Origin of the sequence: Streptomyces sp. NPDC001407 (assembly GCF_042895325.1) — a bacterium.
In the GTDB taxonomy this organism is placed as follows: domain Bacteria; phylum Actinomycetota; class Actinomycetes; order Streptomycetales; family Streptomycetaceae; genus Streptomyces.
On sequence record NZ_JBIAWF010000039.1, the window covers coordinates 13,299 to 32,221 of the forward strand.

An 18,923-nucleotide genomic window follows, 5' to 3' on the forward strand; every position below is an offset into this window, starting at 1 on the left:
CGGAGCCACGGCAGAGAAACGGCCCCCCTCGCGAGAGTTTCGAGAGGGGGGCCGATCTCTTCGCCAGCACGGTGGTGCTGGCCAACGCGTGCGAGCCCCCGGGGTGGGCTCCGCCCACCCTAAAAGGGCGCCGACGGCGATGGCGGAGATTCCGCCCCGAGATCACCCGTCCGGCCGATGCCCACTGCAGCCGCGACGGACCGTCAGCGCTTGCCCTTCGGCTTCTTCCGCTTCGGCTGGGCGCGCTTGGCCTTCGCGCGCGCGGCCGGCGGAACGACCTGCCGCGGCGTCGCGGCAGCAGCCTGCAGACACGCGAGCATCCGACCCTTCAGAACCTCGGCCTGCTCGGGCGTGGTCGCGCTGGCGGGCGTCTCCAGGAGGTGAGCCTTGAGGATGGCGAGCATGTCCCATTCCCAGGGCGTTCGCTGGCTGGGGGAGCGGGGGATCAGCCGCGCGTAGGACTCGTCGTAGAGCCCGGCGAGGAGATCGAGCGCGTCCTGGTCGGCAACGTCGGCGATGCGCTCCCGCGCCGGTGCGCCGATTGCCATGCTCTCCGCTTCCCGGACCTGCCGGAGGAGCTTGAGTCGCACAGCCTGCGGGGCCGGGAAGATCCCTGCGCCGGTGGCGAGCCAGGCAGCGGCCGCCGCGGCGGCGAAGAGCTCGGCCGGCCCGGGCTCGCCCGCGCTGCCACCCGACAGGTCCATGGGGGCGGACCCGCCCGGCACCTCGCGCAACACGGCGAGCGCGGCGTCGCGGTGGCCGTCGGGCACGTACTGCTCGATCAGTTCCCGGGCGCCGGCAGCAAGGGCCTCGTTCGAGATCGTCATGCCGCCCGTCGTCTCGGCGACGTGGAAATAGGTGTTGACGAGGTCGACGACCTGCTTGATGGCGAACTGGAAGCGCGGCATCGGATAGGGCGTCCGACCGGGGTCGTCGTCCCACGTACCGATCCGGTCGACCAGAGCAGCGAGGACGTCGGGCTCGCCATCGATGAAGGCGATCACCACCCGCTGGGCCATGCCGGTCATGCGGCCCATCCGCTCCACCATCTGCGGTGGCATGGCCCCCATCAACGCGTCCATGTCCCGGTCCCTCATCACAAAGCCCCCTCCAAGCATCGAGTCGGCCCGACGCTATCAGCGGGCCGACCACCACCTCGCGACTACCGGTACGCCCAGACGTCGTCGGTCGCGGCCTTGCTGAGGTCGAGCCGCAGAACGAACCCCTTGTGGTCGCTCGCCCCGGCGGGGGAGTCCAGCAGCCGGTACTCCGTGATCGTGTCGCGCAGCGGCGTACTCACCCATGCCTGGTCGATGCGGTCGTCCGTGCCCGTCCGCGCCAGCAGCTGCTTGTCGCCGCTCTCCTGGAAGAGGTGCCAGGCGGCATCGACGTAGCCGGACTGCTCCAGCTTCTCGGCCACCCGCCGCTCCGGCACCAGGCGTCCGTCGACCTCGCTGGGCAGCCGGGTGCGGGCCGCCCGGTTGTACGGCCGCATCTCCTCGTAGGCCGGCTGCGGGTGATCGGGCGACGCGGGCGGGTAGTTGATGTCACCCGCGATCAGCGCGTACGGGCCGTACCGGTAGCCGCGGGTGGCGACGTACTTCGCCTCCGAGCGCGCGATGTCGGCGTCATGCGGGTCCAGGTGCACGCTGACCACGCTCAAGGGCGCAGGGAGCCCGACGTCGAAGACCGCAACGCCGAAACCGTGCGTCGTCTTGTGGGAGAAGTCCGGGTTCCAGTGGAGCCAACGGCCCACCGTCTCCTTCCGGTACAGCAGCGCCGGCCGGTACCCGGAGCTCGAGGGCGGCAGGGGAGTGGCGTCCATGTCCAGATCGCGCATGGCCCGCCCGAGCTGCCGGTGGCCGTACCGGTCCCAGTCGACCGCCTCCTGGACCAGAACCAGGTCCGCTGGCCCGGCGCTGCGGATCCGCTCGGCCAGCAGCGGCCAGCGATCCTCCGGATCACCAGAGCCGTTCCGCAGTCCTCCGTGCCCCAAGTTCTGCACGACCACCGTCAATTCCATACGGTCCCCACCCCTCGCTCGCGGCCGGTTTCCCCGACGCTGTGATCATCCCTTCCCTGCCGAAGCACGAAGATTCGTCTTCGACCTCCCAGGGCGGCGGGCCTTCCCCGTCGAGAGACCAGGCACGGACCCCGTACGCTCACCACCACACGATGCGGGACAGAAGCGAGGCACGCCTTCTGCCGCATCGATCGAGGAGGGGGCTGGACGTGTCATCAGGGGAGCTGTGGCCCCATCAGGTGGAAGCCGTGGAAGCGGTGACCGCAGCGGTCGGCCGGGGCGGCCGGACGAGCCTGATCGCGGCGTGCGGGACCGGGAAGACGCGCATCGGCGGCGCCGTGGCGACCCGGCTGGGAGCGCGCGTCCTGGTGGTCCTGCCGACGATCGAGCTGCTCGTGCAGACGCTCGACGCCTACCGTGCCGTCCGCGGCGGACACCTGGGCACAGCGGTTGCCGTGTGCAGCGACCCCACGATCGCCGAGATGCAGCTCCTCGAGGGTGAGCCGGATGTCGTGGTGACCACCACCCCCGACGTCGTCGCCTCCAGCACCTCGGGCCGCAGCCGGGTGACGGTGCTCTCGACCTACGCGTCCCTGCCGGTGATCGCCGCCGCGCACGCCCACCACGGCCTGGCGCCGTGGGACCTCGTCGTGGTCGACGAAGCACACCGCACCACCGGCAAGGCCGACGGCCCCTGGAAGACCGTCCACCACGACGCGCAACTGCCCGCCGAGCGACGCCTCTACATGACCGCGACCCCGCGAGTGGCCACCACCAGCGGCGACGCCGTGGTGTCCATGGACGACCCGAACATCTTCGGCACCGTCGCCTACCAACTGCCCTTCTCCCGCGCCATCGGCATGGGACTGCTCGCGGACTACCGCGTCATCGTCCCCGTCGTCACCGACGAGGAAGTCCACAAGCTCACCGCCGACGAGAACCTCGCGCTGCGCCTCGGCGCCGCCTCCCTGCAACCCGCCACCGTCGCCGGACAGATCGCCGTGCTGCGCACCATGACCGAGTACGGCGTGCGCCGGGCGATCAGCTACCACCACCGCGTCGCGGACGCCCGAACCTGGGCCTCCACCCTCCCCGCCACAGCATCGCTGATGCCGGGCGGGCCCATCGAGGTGTGGGCAGGACACGTCTCCGGCATGCAGGCCTCACACCTACGCCGCCGCGTCCTCGACCGGCTCGCCGAACCCGGCGACGAACTGGCGGTCGTGAGCAACGCACGCGTCCTCAGCGAAGGCGTAGACGTCCCGGCCGTCGACGCCGTCGTCTTCTCCCGCCCCCGCCGCTCGGCCATCGACACCATCCAGGCCGTCGGCCGCGCCCTGCGCACCGGCGGCCGCCACGACAAGGTCGCCACCATCGTCGTCCCGCTACTCCTGGCCACAGGGGAGAGCCCCGAGGCGGCCCTGGAGAGCAGCGAGTGGGAACCGGTGTGGCAGGTGCTCCGCGCCCTGCGCGACCACGACGACCGCCTGGACGAACAACTGCGGCTGCACCGCAGGGAGATAGGAGAAGGCCGCCTCTTCGAAACCGTCTCACGCGAACACAAGCTCCCAGCCTGGCTGACCGTGGCGGGCATCGACGTGCCCGAGGACTTCGCCCGCGCGATCACGATCCGGGCCGTCCGGTCCACCACCCCAAGCTGGGACGAGTACTACGGCGCCGCCCGGACCTACCACCAGGTCCACGGCAACGCGGACATCCCCCAGCGATGGATCACCACCGACGGCCTTTCACTGGGCGACTGGTGGAGGCGCCAACGCGTCGCCTACAACGCCGGCGACCTGGCCGAGGACCGCATCGAACTGCTGGACCAGCTCGGCATCGTCTGGGACCAGCTCGGCGAGTCCTGGATGACGACCTACACGGAAGTCAAGCGCCTGGCCGAAGAACAAGGCCACTTCGCGTTCGACGAGAGCGTCACCACCCCGCACGGCGTCTCGGTCGTGAACTGGTGCACGGCACAGCGCGCCCGCCGCCGGGCCGGCAAAGTCCCCGAGCAACGCATCGCCCTCCTAGACGAGATCGGCTTCCCCTGGGACGCAGCGCAGGACCGATGGATGCGCCGATACCGCGAACTCAAGGCCGTCTTCGACCAGCGCGGCACCGTGCTGCGCCTGCCGACGACGACCCCCGAGGCCATCTGGCTGGAGAACCAGCACGTCGCCTACCGCAACGGCCGGGTCGCCGACTGGCAGCTCGAGCTGATGCGGAACATCGGTATCGATTTCAGTAACCGGCGCGACGCGATCTGGGACAACACCTACGAAGCACTCAAGGCGTTCCACGCTGAAGAAGGCCACTGGGTCGTCCCGAAGGATCTCGTCACGGTCGACGGGGTACGGGTAGACCACTGGACCCGCACCCAACGAGCCGCCAAGAAGCGCGGCACCATGACCGACGAACACCAGGAACTGCTCGACAAGATCGGATTCCCCTGGGACCCCGCCCAGGAACGGTGGGACACACGCTGCGTCGAACTCAAACGGTTCTGTACCACTCACGGCCACATCAGCCTCCCCGCTGGCACGCTGCGCTCCTGGCTCTACCAGCAGCGCAAGAAACTCCGCGAAGGACGGCTTCCCGAGACCGCGCGGAAGCGCCTGGACGCGGTCGACCCGCTCTGGCACGACGAACGGGCGTCGCTCACCAGCGAGCGGACCCGGCGCTTCTTCCGCCTCACCGAGGCGTCCTGGGCAAAGGTCAAGATCCTTCTGCCGGAACGCGGGGGAGCGGTGTGGGAGAGAAGCGACCACCGGGCCGTGATCGAGGCGATGCTCTGGAAGCTCGCTACCGGCAGCCGCTGGGAAGACATGCCCCTCGAAGCCGGCTCGCACGTCACCATCAGCGGTTGGTACTACGCCTGGGAGCAAGACGGCACCTGGAAGGCGATCTCCCGCTCCGCACAGGTCCAGGGCCACACAGCCCGGGCAGACCAGACAAGACGCCGAAGCCCGGCAAGCTCTACGGCGCCTGCCCCCGCGGCGCCGTAGCAGCGTGGGTCGGCCGTCCGTGCAACGGCCGCAACGACTGCCAGCGAGTCGACCCCGCCCCGGCCAGCTCACCGCACAAACCGCCCGCAGTCCCGCACCCAGGCCGGTGCTGCCGAGGCAGGATGACGGCATGACACTGATCCTCGACCAGCTTCGCGAATGGCAGGGCACGGACGGGCCAGCCGAATGGCAAGCCGCCTGGGACCGTGCTCGCGCCCTCCTCCACCCGATCTGGGAAGGCAGGGACATGACGTGGGACGGAGTCATCCTGGCCGACGGCGGCGCAGCACTCGCCACAGCCCTCTACATCATCGCCCGCGAGACCAACGCCAATCCCAGCCAGATCACCAGAGACCAGGTTGAAGAGCTGAAGCAACGTCAGCCCGGCGAGACGGACGGGGACATCCCCCCACGCTGGGAGAGCCGCCTGCGCGCCCTCGGTCACGACCTGGACGACACCGCCGACCCGGTCGTCGTGCGGTGGCGCGCCCTGCGCGTCGACAACAGCCCGCCGATCGACGCCCCGGACGCCGTCTACGAGGACTCCACCCACCGGTGGGGCCCGGCGTTCTTGGAGGGCATCCGGTACACCCTCGCACCGATCTGGAGGGACCGCCTGCAGTTCTGACGCCGATACGGCACGCGCTCGACACCGCTGCTGAAGTCGACGATGTCGCTGGCATCATCACCATCGGCAAGGACTCCCCAATTGGGGAGCGAGGCTCGCAGGCCAGCAGTGGCAAGGCCGAAGCCTTCACAAAGACCGGCTGATGATCCAGAGATGGAGCTACTGGGTGGCGCGGAGCTGTCGTTCGAGTCGCGCGACGAAGGGCCGGGCTGCGGGGGTGCGTGAGGCGGGGCCTTCGAGGTCCTGGCGGAGCCGCCACAGGAGGCCGGTGGCGCGGGAAGAGGTGACGGCGGGGAGCCGGTCGAGGGCGCGCTCGCCGCAGGTGATGGCCTGTTCGATCTGACCTTGCTGGGTGTGGGCGAGAGCGAGCCAGGCGCTGTGGCGCAGGGCTGAGCGCTGGAAGGCGGGGTCGTCTTCGAGGGCGCGGGCGCGCAGGAGGTCTTCCGCTTCGGTGAGGAGCCGGTCCTGGCGGGCGGGGACGCGGCGGGCGAGGGCGACCAGGCTCCGGCCGGCGATGGCGTCGAGCTCGGTGGGGCTGGCGTAGTAGGCCCAGCGTGGTCCGGGCTCGGTTGGGTGCCGCGCGATGGTGTCGAGCTGGGCGAGGGCGCTGTCGCGGGTGCGGCGGAAGGCGCCGATGTCGCCGGCGGCGGCGTGGGCGAGCCCGCTGCGGGCGTGGACGAGGGCCTGGACGGTGGCGGGGGCGTCGGCAGCGGCTTCCTGGGCGGCGTCGGCCAGCTGGAGGGATTCCGCGGTGCGGCCGAGGGTGGCGGCCTGGTTGCTCATGAGACTGAGGATGCTGGCGGCCAGGGGTCGGTCGTCGGCGGCGTGGGCCGCGCGGAGACCGGTGAGGTACCAGCGCTGCGCGAGCCCGTCGTACTTGCTCTCGTACGCCATGAACCCGGCGGTCTGGGCTAACTGGGCGGCGGCTGTGGCGAGTCGGCGGCCGATGGGGGTGTCGTAGCTGTCGCGGCGCAGGATGCCGGCGACGGCGTGGAACTGGTCGGCGACGAAGGACAGTGCGCTGCCCTGCTGGTCGTCGATCTGCTGGGCGTAGGCCACGGTCTCTTCGACGAACCGGACGACGGGTTCACGGACGCGCCCGGTCGCGTGGGAGGTGGCCAGGTCGGGGGCGGGGGTGTCGAGGAGTTTCCAGGCGGGTGTGGTCAGTGCCGCGCCGGTGATGGCGGCGAAGGTGCGCCGTCCGACGATGCTGGCATCACGATCGGCCGCTCGCTCGGTGCGTACCATGCCGTAGCTCCCCCTGCCGTATGGGTGGCGTCAGCCGTGCCGGAGCGGGCGCATCATCACGGCGAACTTCGGTGAGTCCTCGAACGGTTGCTGCTTGCCGATCTCCTCGTATCCCCAGCTCTCGTAGACGGCTTTGAGTTTGCCGTCGCCGGCGCCGGGGTTCACCAGCAGCGTGACGCGCTCCTCGGTGTGCCCAGTGAGAAGCTCGTCATGGAGACGGCGGGCGACGCCCTGCCCCCGCCACGCCTTGCGCACGCAGATCTCCTGGAACGCGAGCGTCCTGGTGCCGGTTTCGGTGGTGTAGCCGTCGGGCAGCGGGGTGAGCATGGAGGACCACCAGCCGGTGGTGGGTGCGAGGGGTGTTCCGAAGCAGAAGCCCACCGGCTCCCCGCCGGGCGTACGGGCGAGGACGGTCTCCCAGCCGGGGCGCTGGGCGTAGGCGAGCAGTCGCTCGTCGAACCGCTCGACTGTGTTGAACGGGCGGTCGAGGAGCCCGAAGTCGCCGCGGACTTCGACGTGAAGGTCGAGGATCGTCTGGCGGACGTCGTCCACGTCGCGACTGCGGCGGAACTCGAGGCGGTCAGGCACAGAGGATGTCCTTCCGGTAGGCGGTCCACTCCTGGGTGTGGGAGCTGGACGGGGCGGTGGCGATGAGGCGGGTGGTGAAGGTGCCCAGCAGGTGCGCGACCCGCCCGTGCACGGCGGCGGCCGGCACCGACTTCGCCGTGGTGACAGCGAGCTGGACCTCGCCTTGCTGAATCTGAGCGCCCGCTAGGTAGGCGGTGGTCAGCGCCCGGTTGCGGACCATGCTGGGGCGCAGGAGCGCGAGCGTGTGATGGGCGCGGGCCTCGGCCTCCTGCCAGCAGCCCATCTCCGTGTGGGCCTGCAGGGCGAGCAGCTCGGTCTCCGCGCCGTCGTAGAACCCGGTCCACCGGGGCCGGCGTTCGGCGTGGTCGGCACGGGAGAGGTCTTTGCGGGCCTGGTGGAGGCTGCGCAGGACGTCGGTGCGGCTGCCGGTGTGGGCCTGGTGGAGAGACAGCCGCGCCCGGGTCATCGAGGCGTAGAACGGGTCGGTGCGGCAGAGAGGGACGGCGCGGGCGGCTTCGGCCGCGGCGGTGGAGTCGGTGTAGCGGCCCATCTGCCGGTACAGCGCGGCGGCGTGGCCCCACACGCGGATCTGCACGGCCTGGTCGCCGGAGAGGGAGGCGAGGGTCACGGCGTGGTGAAGGTGGGCCTGGGCAGCGTCGGTACGGCGGCCGTCGATGGCGGCCCACATCGCCGAGTCGGTCAGGGAAGCGGCCAGCGCGTAAAGCCGGGAGCGGACCCGCCCGCTGGCGCTGCCCTCCCGTTGCATCTCCAGGGCTTCTGCGGCGAGGGCGGCGCAGCGCCGCTCGGTGGCCTCGGTGCCGCCGGCCTGGTCGTCGACGTCGATGGCCTGGTCGTGCAGCTGCTCCAGGCGAGCGACGTCGGCGGCGCCGATTCGGTGCGGACCGCCTTTGGGACACGGTGGGGGCATGCCGGCGGCGGCTGCGGCGGCCAGGGGAGCGGCGACGAAGAAGGAGCGGCGCTTCATGGGATCCTCCGGGTCGTGCTGGTGCTGCCGAGCCGGCGGCGCGAAGCCGAGGTCCGCGACGGGGCAGTTGAAGACCGTCTCCAGCGCGAGGATGGTTCTCGACCGTGGCGTCCGGGTGCGGGTGAGCAGGTCGTGGATAGTGCGCTCGGAGAAGGTGCCCTGTTTGCCGGTGAGGCGCTTGAGCACCAGGTTCATCTCGCGCGCTAACTCGGGCCTGGACAGGCCGAGGTCGGCCATGTGTTTCCGGAGGATCGCGTTCTCTCCCACTTGTCGAACGTAGCGAGGAACGGGTGGGCCGTCGATGTCACGGAAGGGTCAAAACTTCCTGATCGTCATCGGCAAACAGATGTGCCTTCTTCCTGACCCTGCGGCCCGATCCGGCGGTTGACTCCCACGTGCGCGGCGGACCGCCTCTCCTGGGGATGTGGCCGGTGGTCCGCCGCCTCCTCTCGCAGCTTCCGTGCCTACACAGAGGACCCGCGCCGATGACCACCTCTCTCACCTCCGCCACCAAGAAGCCCGGGGACCGCCGCATCTGCGTCGACGGCCCCGACGGGCCGGTCACGGTGAACGTCGAAGTGATCGAGCAGAGGATCGCCGCCGGACTGCGCCCCGTGGTCGACGGATGCCGCATCGACCCGGCCGAAGTCGCCAGGGTCACTGCGGGGCTGGTCGGCGACGCCGAGGCACTGCTGCCGGTCGCCGAGGCCAGATACAAAGACCGTGGTGGGCAGGTCACGATGGGCCTCGATTCCCTGCGCCGCCGCCTCGCCTACCACCGCCCGGACCCGCGCCTCTACCCGCTGAATGCCGCGCTCTGCGCGGCGGACCTCGCCCGGAGCTGCCGGACACTCCTGAATCTGGTCACCGAACCCGTGGACCCGCACCGGGTGGTGCTGACGACATGGTGAACGACCACGATGGCATCATCGACCACCCGTTACGGGACGCCCTGGTCCTCTTGCTGATCGGCCTCGCGGGCCCGGTCACCGTGCTCCACGACCAGGCGGGCCGCCTCCTCGACGAGAGCGGCGCCGATCCGGCGCCGGTAGCCATGCCGGACTCCACATCGGCTGACTGACGTCCAGCCTCTCCCCTGGAGGTTCGTGAATGGGACGACCCGCCAGCGTGAGACACGAAGAGCGTGTCTGAAAGATCGTGTAAGTCCGTGATGTGACAGGCTGGCTTGGGCCTGACCTGGGCCTTTGTCAGCCGGGACGGACGGACATGAACGACAAGGAGATGCCGGCTGCCGAGCCGGTCGAGGACAAGCTGGTGGACGAGGTCGTCGAGCGGTTGATGGACCGCGCGGACGCCTCGGGTGCGGCCCTTCTGGGTGAGGGCGGGCTGCTGACGGAGGTCACCCGGGCCGTGCTGGAACGGGCCCTGGACGCGGAGATGACCGAGCATCTCGGCTATGAGAAGCACGATCCGGCGGGCCGCGGTTCGGGCAACAGCCGCAACGGCACCTCGCCGAAGACGGTGCTGACTGACGCCGGGGCGGTCACCCTGGCGGTGCCCCGGGACCGGGAGGGCTCGTTCGAGCCGCAGCTGGTACCCAAGCACGCCCGGCGCCTGGCCGGGTTCAACGAGCAGGTCCTGTCGCTGTACGCGCGCGGCATGAGCGTGCGCGACATCCGCTCGCACCTGGCCGGCATGTACGGCATCGAGGTCTCGCCCGACCTGGTCAGCAGGGTCACCGACGCCGTCACCGACGAACTCGACGCCTGGCAGAACCGGCCGCTGGATGCCGTCTGGCCGATCATCTACATCGACGCGCTGTGGGTGAAGATCCGTTCCGGCACGGTGGCGTCCAGACCTGTCTACCTGGCCGTCGGCGTGGACATGGACGGCTGCAAGGACGTCCTCGGCCTGTGGGCCGGCGACGAGGGCGAAGGCGCCACGACCTGGATGACCGTGCTGTCCGAGCTCCGCAACCGCGGGGTCGAGGACGTGTGCATCGTCGCCTGCGACGGGCTGAAAGGCCTGCCCGAGGCGGTCACCGCGACCTGGCCCAAGGCCACGGTCCAGACGTGTGTGATCCATCTGATCCGTGCGTCGCTGAGATTCGCCTCCAAGCAGCATCACGCCCGGCTGGTCACGGAGTTGAAGGACATCTACACCGCGCCGACCGAGCAGGCCGCCGGACAGGCCCTGGCCGACTTCGCCGCAGGCGAGCTGGGCCAGAAATACCCCGCGATCGTGCGGACCTGGCAGGCCGCATGGGGCGAGTTCACGCCCTACCTGGCCTTCCCGCCGGAGATAAGGAAGGTTGTCTACTCGACGAACCTGATCGAGTCGATCAACGCGCGGCTGCGGAAAGCCACCCGCAACCGCGGCCACTTCCCATCCGAGCAGGCCGCGCTGAAGGTGCTCTACCTCGCTGTCCGCGAGCTGATCACCCCCAAGGCGCGCGATGTCAACCACGTCGCGCCACACTGGAAGAAGGCGCTGAACCAGTTCTCGCTCTTCTTCGAGGACCGGCTCAACACCACGTGAATCCGGAGGACTTACACAAAGTCCCGGACACGCCCGACACGAACGCTCGCTCCGGCGAAGGAGCGGGCGTTCGTGCTGTCTGCGGTCAGGCGGCCAGTGTGGTGTGGATGCGTTCGCGGAGGTCCCGGACGGCCGGGATGGCGGCGTGGCTGCGCATGCTGGTGGCGAGGTCGCGCAGGGGGCCGGCGGCGCGGTGGGAGCTGATCTCCTCGGTGAGGTCGAGTGCGCGGTGCGCGGTGGCGCAGGCGCGTTCGGGGTCGTCCTGGCGCCATTGGGCGTCGGCCTGCCGTGCGAGGAAGAGGCTTTGGGTGCGGATGCGGTCGGCGGGGAAGAGCGCGGCGGTCTGGCTGAACAGGGTCTCGGCGCGGGCGGGCTCGCCGAGGTCGAGGTGGGTGGATGCCTGGGCGCCCAGAAGCTCGGCCTGGTCGAACCAGCTGACCCACTCGGGGTCGTCTCCGGTGTGGCGGTCGGCGGTGGCGAGGAGGTCGGCTGCGCGGTCGAGGTCGGTGAGGGCGCCGGGGTTGTGCTGGTGGGCGCGTGCGCGGGCTCGGCGGGAGAGGAGCATCGCCTCGACGCGGCGGGTGCTGCGGCCGCGGGAGGCGGACAGAGCAGCAGCGGTCATCGCCTCGGCGTCGGCCGCCCGGCCGGAGTTGTTGGCGGCGATGGACCAGAACGCCAGGATGTGGCTGCCGAGAGCTGGGTCTCCGCTCGCGTGGGCGGAGTGCAGGGCCGCGTTGAACTGGGCGTCGGCGCAGGTGTCCTTCAGGTCGAAGATCGCCCAGGCATGCATGCGGGTCAGGTCGGCTGCGGCGGCGTGGAGGCGGGCGCCGTGGGCATCGGTGTAGCTGCGGTCCTTCAGTAGGTGCACGAGCATCTGCTGGCTCGAGGCGGTCTCCGTCAGGAGTTGGCCGCCGCCGTCGAGGTCGTCGGCGTGGCGGAGCTGCCGGACACGGTCCTCGATGTGGGCGACGGCGGCCTCGCCCAGGCGGCGGGCCTGGGTGATCTGGCCGGCCGCTGCGGGGTCGGCGGTCAGCCATGCCCACAGTGAGGCCGTCAGGGCGACTCCGGTGAGCTGGGTGAAGTGCCGTCGCTGCATGGTCATGTTCTCCTCCCCTGACACTTCGCCGAGTGTCCGGATGGCGCCGGGTGCGTCCCAGCTGTGGTGGGTGGGCTGCTGGAGCGGGTCCAGGGCCAGCCAGCGGGGCCAGGGGTACAGGCCGACCGCGCTCGCGGGGATGCCGAGCAACTCGGCGATCAGGTACTGGGTGGGCAGGTCCGGTTCGCGGCCTCGCTCCCACCGGTACACGCCGTCCCTGCCGGTGCCGACGTGGACGTGCCGTTCCTCGCCGAGGTTGCAGATGAGCCGCGCAAGATGGGGCGGCTTCCAGCCGCGCGCGATTCGTGCCCGTGCCAGCAGGTGCATCCCGCACCCCTTCCGCTCGCCGAGCCGGGGCCGAACATATCGACGGTAGCCGGGTAGTTGGGCCGGGGGGAATGGCTGCCGAGGATGCTCGGTGATGCTCTTAGCCGCACCAGAGCGCATCCTGTCCGCGGCTTCCTCCAGGCGCACGGCGCCGGGATGGTGATGGTGCGCAGCCCGCCGCTCGGGCCTCGCCGGCCGGAAGCCGGGGTGATCGGGCGGCGGTTCCATCCGAGACAACGACGTCTGGAGGACGCCATGGAGCTCATCAAGCAGGCCGACGACTACATCGCGCCGATGCTGACCGTTCTGGGCACCGTCGCCGAGGTCACCCTCGGCACGGCGGGCAACGACGAGCCGGACGACACCCAGTACTGGAAGTGACCCGGCCTCTGCCGGTGAGTGAGTGAAATCCGGCGCCCGGGAGCTGGCCTTGAGCCCTCCCGGGCGCTGTCGCGTCTACGAGCAGAAAGGCGAGGTGGTGACGGTGCGGTTGATCGCCGGACGGCACGGCCCCGGAGGGGGCGTCGGTGTGCGGCTGCGCGGCGGGCGGGAGATCACCGGCCTGACCGGGACACGGATATGGACGGTCGGCCACGAGAACGGGGAAGTACGCAGGGCGTGCTCCCCGGACGGCGCGGGCCTGGTGGCGATGGGCTGCTGCCTGGCGACGGAGCAGGAGCTCGACGACGCCCTGGCCGCGCTGGAGCGAGGAGACACTGCGAGTGCGATGCGGCTGTCCGGCTCGTACCTGACGGTGACCCGCACGCGGGAGGGCGTGCGGGTGGCGGGGGACCGGGCCGGGGTGACGACGGTGTACTGGCTGCCGCTCAAGGACCAGGTGCTGTGGGCCACGGCGGCCGCGCCCCTGGCGGCGGTGACCGGGGCCCGGGCGGACCTGTCGCTGCTGCTGGGCTCCTTCATGCTGACTGGGGTGGATGTCCTCGCCGGCCACAGCCTCTTCCACGGCGTACGCCGCGTTCCGCCCGGCCACGTTCTCGTTCTTCCCGACCACGGCCCCGTCCGCATCGTTCCAGCCCGCGAGGACTCCCCGGCTGTCTCGTTCGAGGAGGGGGCGGACCGGCTCCGAGCGGCGTTACGGGCGGCAGCAGGGCGTCGCGCGCGGGCGGCCGGGCGGCTGTCGGCGGATCTGTCCGGAGGGATCGACAGCAGCAGCATCACGTGCCTGGCAGCCGCAGAGCGCCCGCTGCTCGCCGTCACCTACACCGATGCACACCTGGCCGGTGACGACGATCCCCGCTACGCCCGCCGCCTCGCCGACACGGTCCCGGGGATCACGCACCAGATGGTCAACGGCCAAGGCACCGGCGGACACTTCGCCGGCCTGGAGGATGTGCAGGCACTGCCGCGTACGGACACACCGTCGTTCACCCTCGGCCTGCTCGCCATCAAGGACGCCCAGTTCGCGCCCGTCACCGCCCACGGAAGCACCGCTCACCTGACCGGGCGGGGCGGCGACGACGTCCTGGACGCCGTCCGCAGCCACCCCGTGGACCTGTACCTCGGCGGGCGCCGGATCGAGGCGCTGCGACGTGCGGCCAGCTATGCCAGGGCCCGGCGCAGCGGGGTACACCGGACGTGGGGCGAGCTGCTGCGCGCCGTCGCGACCAGCTACCCGCAGGCCCTCGCCGCCCTGGCGGCGTCCCTCACCCGGCCGTCGGCAGCGGCGGATCCGCGCCGGGCGGCGCCGTGGGAGGCGATGCGCTGGTGCTCGACCACGGCCGCGGCGCCCTGGCTGACCCGGGGCGGCCGGCGGGCGCTGTCCGTCCTGGTCGAGACCCGGGCCGCCCAGGCCGACCCGTACGTTTCGCCCGCGCGGCTGCACGAGCGCCTGGGACTGGAGCTGATGGCCGACGGCCACGCCACCTTCGACTCGATCGCCCGCACCCGCTGGGGCATCCCGCTGCATGCCCCGTTCCTCGACACTGCGGTCGTCGACGCGGCCTTCGCGATCGAGCCGGGGGAGCGGGTACGGCCCGGCGTCTACAAGGCGCTCGCCCGCACGGTCTTCGACGGCCTGGTCCCCGGCTTCCTCCTGCACCGGTCCACGAAGACCACGTTCGCCTCCAGCGTCTACGCCGGGCTGCGCCGCAACGCCCCCACCGTGCGGGGCATCGTGGCAGGCTCGGCGCTCGCCGGCGCGGGCCTGCTCGACCCCCATCGGGTGCTGGACGGCCTCGAGCGCGCCGTGCAGGGCGTGCCCGCTCCGCTGGCCGGCCTGCACGCCCTGGTGGTCACCGAGCTGTGGCTCGCCACGCTCGACACCGCACGCCACACCTGGTGGGAGCGCGACGAGGAGGACGTCCCATGCCCGTGAGCCGCATCTACACCGCCATCACGCCGGGCGGAGCCGCGCTCCTCGACACCCGCCGCACGCGCGGCCGGTGGGTGTTCCTCAACCCCACCGGCGCCGCCCTGTGGCAGCGCCTCGCCGACGGCACCACCACGGAGGTCGCCATCAAGGAGCTCACCGGCCACTGGGCCGCGCACGGCGCCGACCCCCAGCAGGTCCATGCCGACCTCGCCCTGCTCGCCCAGTCCTTCGCCGCCGCCAGCCTTGACCCGGCCACCAGCGCGCGCCCGCCCGTCCCGGCCCCCGGAGCCATCCTCTTCGCACGACCGGGCCGGCCACCGAAGACGGCGGACTGTCTGGCCGGCGCCGCGGGCCTCGCCGCCGCGCTCGTCCTGCTGCGCTTCCTTCCCGTCCGGACGGCCATCGCCCTGGCTCGCGCTGCTGTCCGGCTGCCGTTCCCGCCGGCGGCGCCGGAGGAGGCCGACGCGGTCTTCGCCGCCGTGCACCGCGCCGCCCGTGCCTGGCCCGGCCGCGCCGCGTGCTTCGAGGAGAGCCTGGGGGCGTTCCTCGCGGCCTTGCTGCGGCGCCGCCGGGTCCACTGGGTCCTCGGCGCCCGGTTCGCGCCCGCTGCCGCTCACGCCTGGATCGAGACGGCCGAAGCCGTCATCGGGCAGGACGAAGCCGACCGCGCCTGGCCGTACACACCAGCCCTACGCGTGTAAGGCCGCACAAATATTCGCCACCCTTCGCCACCACATCCACCCGTTCGGGTGAGTCGTTGCGCTGGGCGTGACGACCTCCACCGACCATCAGGACCCCACCCCAGCCCCGGCGCGGCAACGGCGCACTCTGCTGCCGTGGCCGCGCCGCGGCTGTCCGAAGACCGGGCCGCTGCCGCAGTACACCGTCAGCGCCGAGCGCCACGACCACGCGCTCGACGAGTCCTTCCTGACCATCGCCCGGCGCCTGCCCGCCCTCTCCGGCACCGCCCTCCATCTGGCGTGGACCGCCGACCGGCGCGCCTTCCTCCTGACCACCGTGCTGCAGGTGGCCTCCGGGATTCTCACCGCGACCGGGCTGCACGCCACCGTCGGCGTCCTGACACCACTGCTCGCCGGCGGGGCCACCACCGACCGGCTGCGCGCCGCCGTCCCCTCCCTGATCCTCATCGGCGCCGCAGCGAGTGCCCGCTCGGTCATCAGCGCGCTCACCGTCGCCACCACCGCCCGCATCGGCCCCAAAGTCGACGGCATCGCCGAACACCGCTACCTCGACGCCGCCACCCGCGTCCCCCTCGCCGCCTACGACGACCCCGCCTGGTGCGACCAGTCCGAAGCCGCCAGCCGCGCCGCCAAAGACGCCCACCTCATGGTCGACAACCTCACCACCGTCCTCACCACCCTCATGGGACTCCTCGCAGCCGCCGGAGTCCTCTCCTTCCTCCACCCCCTCCTGCTCCCGCTGCTCCTGCTCGCCGTCCTCCCCCGCGGCTGGGCCGCCGTCCGCACCGCCCGCACCGCCTACCTCGCCGACCGCCATGTCCTGGCCGACCGCCGCCTGCGCCACACCTGGATGTTCCACACATCCGGCCGTCCCACCGCCCTCGAAGTCCGCGCGGGCACCATGCGCACCTGGCTCCTGAAGCGGTTCACCGACGTCACCACCCGCCTCGAAGAACACGCCGCCCAGGTCGGCAGCACCAGCGCCCGCTACCTGATCACGGGCGACGCCCTCGCCGGCACCTGCACCATCGGCGTCTACGCGACCCTGCTCTGGCTGACCTCCACCGGCCGCGTCCCGCTCGCCGCGGCCGGCACCGCCGTCATCGCCGTCCAGACCAGCCAGCGCCTTCTCACCCAGCTCGTCACCGGCGTCAACGGTGCCTACAAGACCGGCCTCTACCTCGGAGACTGGGCCGAATTCCTCACCGACGCCGAAGCCCGCACACCCATCCCCCACACTCGCGTCGCCCTTCCCCCTCGCCCCGAGGCGATCGAGGCACACGACGTGTCCTTCACCTACCCCGGCGCCGACGAGCCCGCCCTGCGGGGCGTCAGCGTGCACGTCCAGCGCGGCGAAGTCCTCGCCATCGTCGGGGCGAACGGCTCCGGGAAATCCACCCTGGCCAAACTGCTCGCCGGGCTGTACACCCCCACCACCGGCACGGTCACCTGGGGCCAGGTCAACCTCGCCGACACCGACCCCGAACAGGCATGGCAGAAACTGGCCATGCTCCCGCAGGACTTCGCCCGCTGGCCCGTCACCGCCCGCGAGAACATCACCCTCGGCCAGGGCGACGGCGACGACGGGACCGTCCTGGCCGCCGCCCGCGCCGCAGGCGCCGACGCCGTCATCGAGGCTCTGCCCGACGGACTCGACACCAACCTCTCCCCCTCATGGTGGGGCGGCCGTGACCTCTCCGGCGGCCAGTGGCAGCGCCTCGCCGGCGCCCGAGCCTTCTACCGCGACGACGCCGACCTCCTCATCTGCGACGAGCCGACCGCCGCTCTCGACCCCCGCGCCGAAGAAGCCGTCTACGACCGCATCCGCACCCTCAGCGAAGGCCGCAGCGTCGTATTGATCACCCACCGCCTCGGCTCCACCCGCAACGCGGACCGCATCGTCGTCCTCGACGGCGGGTGCCTCATCGAGGAAGGCACCCACGACTCCCTGATGGCACTGGACGGCGAGTACGCGGCCATGTACCGAACCCAAGCCAGGGCATACCGCGACCCGGTCACCTGATGCGACCGCACCCAGCGCGGGCCGCTGACCTCCTACTGGCCGCCGAGCAGGCGGCGCAGCATGCCGCGTAGTCCGCGCGGGCGTTGTTCGGGGAGCGGGGCGGGCGGTGTGGTTGGCGGGTACGGCGGAGGGGCCGGAACGGCCGACGGCTGGGGCGCGGTCGGCCGGGCGGCCGGCGGCGCGCTGGGTGGCGCGCTCGGAGGAACGGGTGGGGACGGGGCCAGCTCGGGCGTCGAGGCGGACTCCGTACGGTTCGGGGGAGCGGGGGACGCCACGGCGGACTGGTCGCTGGGCTCGCTCGGTACCTGACCATCTGTCCGGCCGGGCGCCGTGGGCGGCTCCGGGACGGCGTCCTGCTGCTCTGGCAGTGCCGGAGGTATGGGCTGCCCGGCGTCGAGGGTCTCCACGGCGGCGGCCGGGGCAGACGTGCGGCGGGCGGTGTACAGCTCTCGTGCGTCGGCGCGTCGGGTGCGCCAGCGGGCGCGCTGGACGTCTTCGAGTCGCTGCATGATGTCGCGCGGTTCGGCGAGGGTGAAGGCTGCTTTGGCGCGGGTGAGCTGGTGGAGGGAGGCGGGCACCAGGCCCCAGCGGGTGGCGCCGGCGTCGGGAACGGGCTGGCTGATGCTCCAGTCCTGGTGCCACTGCTTCTTCCGGCGCCAGTCGCAGAAGTCCCAGTCCTCGCCCTGGCGGGGCTGGTGGGTGAAGTCGTGGACGCCGTAGGGGACGAGGACCTGCTGGCCGTCGAGCCAGTACACCCCGCCGCCGACGGCCACGATCGTCTGTTGCTGTGCGGTCGGAGCGATGGTGACGTGGACGGTTCGCTCGTGGCCGCGCGGCTTCACCTCCAGGCGCCCGCACTGGGCGAACTGCAGCGGGTCCTTGGCCAGGAACCACACGTGGCGGGCACGGGCGCCGTATCGGGCGCGCACCGCACGAAGGCGCCGCTGGACGTCCTCGGGTTCCGGAAGCCTGCGTGGCCGTTCGATGACGACCGGGCCCTCGGCGGCGGACACGATGATGGCCGGCGGCATCCAGCTCGGTGGTGCCGGGTCCGTTCCCCGGCTGTCGGGGTCTTCCGGAAGCTCGAGGGTGACCGTCAGGCCGGGCAGGGCCAGGATGATCTGGTCGCGGAGCTCGATGACCACCTGGTCGTCCGCTGCGATCTCCTGCTGCCGTTCGGCAGAGGCCCGGCACTCCGCGCTGTCCCCGTGTCGGTTCTTGTGCCGGAAGTTCGGCTTCTGCCTGGCGTCCGGCGTGAGCGCGCGCAGGATCAGGTCCTGGAAGCAGGCGCGGCACATGTAGCGGCCGCGGCGGATGCCGGACGAGTCGTAGTATCCGCACGCGAAGCCGGAGTCCAAGCCCGCCTCGTCGCCCGGTATTTCGATCACCCGCTTGGTCTTGCGGTCCCACGCCGTGTTCCCCATGACGGTGATCATGCCGGTACAGCCCGTATCCGAACAGCCCC

16 protein-coding genes are annotated in these 18,923 nt (G+C 71.5%); 9 read left to right on the forward strand and 7 right to left on the reverse strand.

Annotation, left to right across the window (positions count from 1 at the left end; translation table 11 throughout):
* Positions 1 to 203: 203 nt before the first annotated feature.
* Positions 204 to 1,082 carry a hypothetical protein gene (locus tag ACFY1P_RS33200; protein ID WP_390752747.1) on the reverse strand — a complete coding sequence of 293 codons (879 nt, stop codon included), beginning with the start codon at positions 1,080 to 1,082 and terminating at the stop codon, positions 204 to 206.
* Positions 1,083 to 1,162: 80 nt separating this feature from the next.
* On the reverse strand, positions 1,163 to 2,023 hold the full coding sequence (locus ACFY1P_RS33205) for an endonuclease/exonuclease/phosphatase family protein (protein ID WP_390752748.1): 861 nt from the start codon (positions 2,021 to 2,023) through the stop codon (positions 1,163 to 1,165).
* Between the two features lie 209 nt (positions 2,024 to 2,232).
* On the opposite strand from ACFY1P_RS33205, the gene ACFY1P_RS33210 reads away from it, so the two are divergent.
* Both ACFY1P_RS33210 and ACFY1P_RS33215 read left to right on the forward strand, forming a co-directional pair.
* Positions 2,233 to 5,031, forward strand: a complete 2,799-nt coding sequence (locus ACFY1P_RS33210) for a Helicase associated domain protein (RefSeq protein WP_390752749.1) — start codon at positions 2,233 to 2,235, stop codon at positions 5,029 to 5,031.
* A 130-nt stretch (positions 5,032 to 5,161) separates the two neighbouring features.
* Complete coding sequence (locus tag ACFY1P_RS33215) at positions 5,162 to 5,659, forward strand: hypothetical protein (RefSeq protein ID WP_390752750.1); 498 nt, start codon at positions 5,162 to 5,164, stop codon at positions 5,657 to 5,659.
* 159 nt (positions 5,660 to 5,818) lie between these two features.
* On the opposite strand, the gene ACFY1P_RS33220 is transcribed toward ACFY1P_RS33215, so the two are convergent.
* The 3 genes from ACFY1P_RS33220 to ACFY1P_RS33230 are packed head-to-tail and all read right to left on the reverse strand — an operon-like array spanning position 5,819 to position 8,747.
* Positions 5,819 to 6,907 (reverse strand): hypothetical protein, encoded by a 1,089-nt coding sequence (locus tag ACFY1P_RS33220; RefSeq protein WP_390752751.1) that lies wholly within the window; start codon positions 6,905 to 6,907, stop codon positions 5,819 to 5,821.
* Between the two features lie 30 nt (positions 6,908 to 6,937).
* Positions 6,938 to 7,495: a GNAT family N-acetyltransferase gene (locus ACFY1P_RS33225; protein ID WP_390752752.1), complete on the reverse strand. Its 558-nt coding sequence runs from the start codon at positions 7,493 to 7,495 to the stop codon at positions 6,938 to 6,940.
* A complete protein-coding gene (locus tag ACFY1P_RS33230) occupies positions 7,488 to 8,747 on the reverse strand; it encodes a hypothetical protein (RefSeq protein ID WP_390752753.1) in 1,260 nt (419 codons plus the stop codon). The genes ACFY1P_RS33225 and ACFY1P_RS33230 overlap by 8 nt, the downstream gene beginning before the upstream one ends.
* 218 nt (positions 8,748 to 8,965) lie before the next feature.
* On the opposite strand from ACFY1P_RS33230, the gene ACFY1P_RS33235 reads away from it, so the two are divergent.
* The 3 genes from ACFY1P_RS33235 to ACFY1P_RS33245 all read left to right on the forward strand — a co-directional run bounded on the left by ACFY1P_RS33235 (position 8,966) and on the right by ACFY1P_RS33245 (position 10,979).
* The gene (locus ACFY1P_RS33235; RefSeq protein ID WP_390752754.1) at positions 8,966 to 9,391 is read left to right on the forward strand and encodes a hypothetical protein; all 426 of its coding nucleotides are present in this window, start codon (positions 8,966 to 8,968) and stop codon (positions 9,389 to 9,391) included.
* The gene (locus ACFY1P_RS33240; protein ID WP_390752755.1) at positions 9,385 to 9,561 is read left to right on the forward strand and encodes a hypothetical protein; all 177 of its coding nucleotides are present in this window, start codon (positions 9,385 to 9,387) and stop codon (positions 9,559 to 9,561) included. The genes ACFY1P_RS33235 and ACFY1P_RS33240 overlap by 7 nt, the downstream gene beginning before the upstream one ends.
* Before the next feature lie 146 nt (positions 9,562 to 9,707).
* Positions 9,708 to 10,979: an IS256 family transposase gene (locus tag ACFY1P_RS33245; RefSeq protein ID WP_390752756.1), complete on the forward strand. Its 1,272-nt coding sequence runs from the start codon at positions 9,708 to 9,710 to the stop codon at positions 10,977 to 10,979.
* Positions 10,980 to 11,064: 85 nt separating this feature from the next.
* On the opposite strand, the gene ACFY1P_RS33250 is transcribed toward ACFY1P_RS33245, so the two are convergent.
* Entirely contained in the window at positions 11,065 to 12,402 is a 1,338-nt protein-coding gene (locus tag ACFY1P_RS33250; RefSeq protein ID WP_390752757.1) for an XRE family transcriptional regulator, read from the reverse strand.
* A 255-nt stretch (positions 12,403 to 12,657) separates the two neighbouring features.
* Between ACFY1P_RS33250 and ACFY1P_RS33255 the strand changes: the two genes are divergently transcribed.
* The 4 genes from ACFY1P_RS33255 (at position 12,658) to ACFY1P_RS33270 (ending at position 17,458) form a co-directional block, all read left to right on the forward strand.
* A complete protein-coding gene (locus ACFY1P_RS33255; RefSeq protein WP_390752758.1) occupies positions 12,658 to 12,783 on the forward strand; it encodes a lasso RiPP family leader peptide-containing protein in 126 nt (41 codons plus the stop codon).
* 49 nt (positions 12,784 to 12,832) lie between these two features.
* Entirely contained in the window at positions 12,833 to 14,737 is a 1,905-nt protein-coding gene (locus tag ACFY1P_RS33260; protein ID WP_390752759.1) for an asparagine synthase-related protein, read from the forward strand.
* Complete coding sequence (locus tag ACFY1P_RS33265) at positions 14,728 to 15,435, forward strand: lasso peptide biosynthesis B2 protein (protein WP_390752760.1); 708 nt, start codon at positions 14,728 to 14,730, stop codon at positions 15,433 to 15,435. Before ACFY1P_RS33260 ends, ACFY1P_RS33265 begins: the two co-directional genes overlap by 10 nt.
* A gap of 67 nt (positions 15,436 to 15,502) precedes the next feature.
* Positions 15,503 to 17,458, forward strand: a complete 1,956-nt coding sequence (locus ACFY1P_RS33270) for an ABC transporter ATP-binding protein (protein WP_390752761.1) — start codon at positions 15,503 to 15,505, stop codon at positions 17,456 to 17,458.
* A gap of 32 nt (positions 17,459 to 17,490) precedes the next feature.
* On the opposite strand, the gene ACFY1P_RS33275 is transcribed toward ACFY1P_RS33270, so the two are convergent.
* Complete coding sequence (locus tag ACFY1P_RS33275) at positions 17,491 to 18,882, reverse strand: hypothetical protein (protein ID WP_390752762.1); 1,392 nt, start codon at positions 18,880 to 18,882, stop codon at positions 17,491 to 17,493.
* Positions 18,883 to 18,923: the final 41 nt, after the last annotated feature.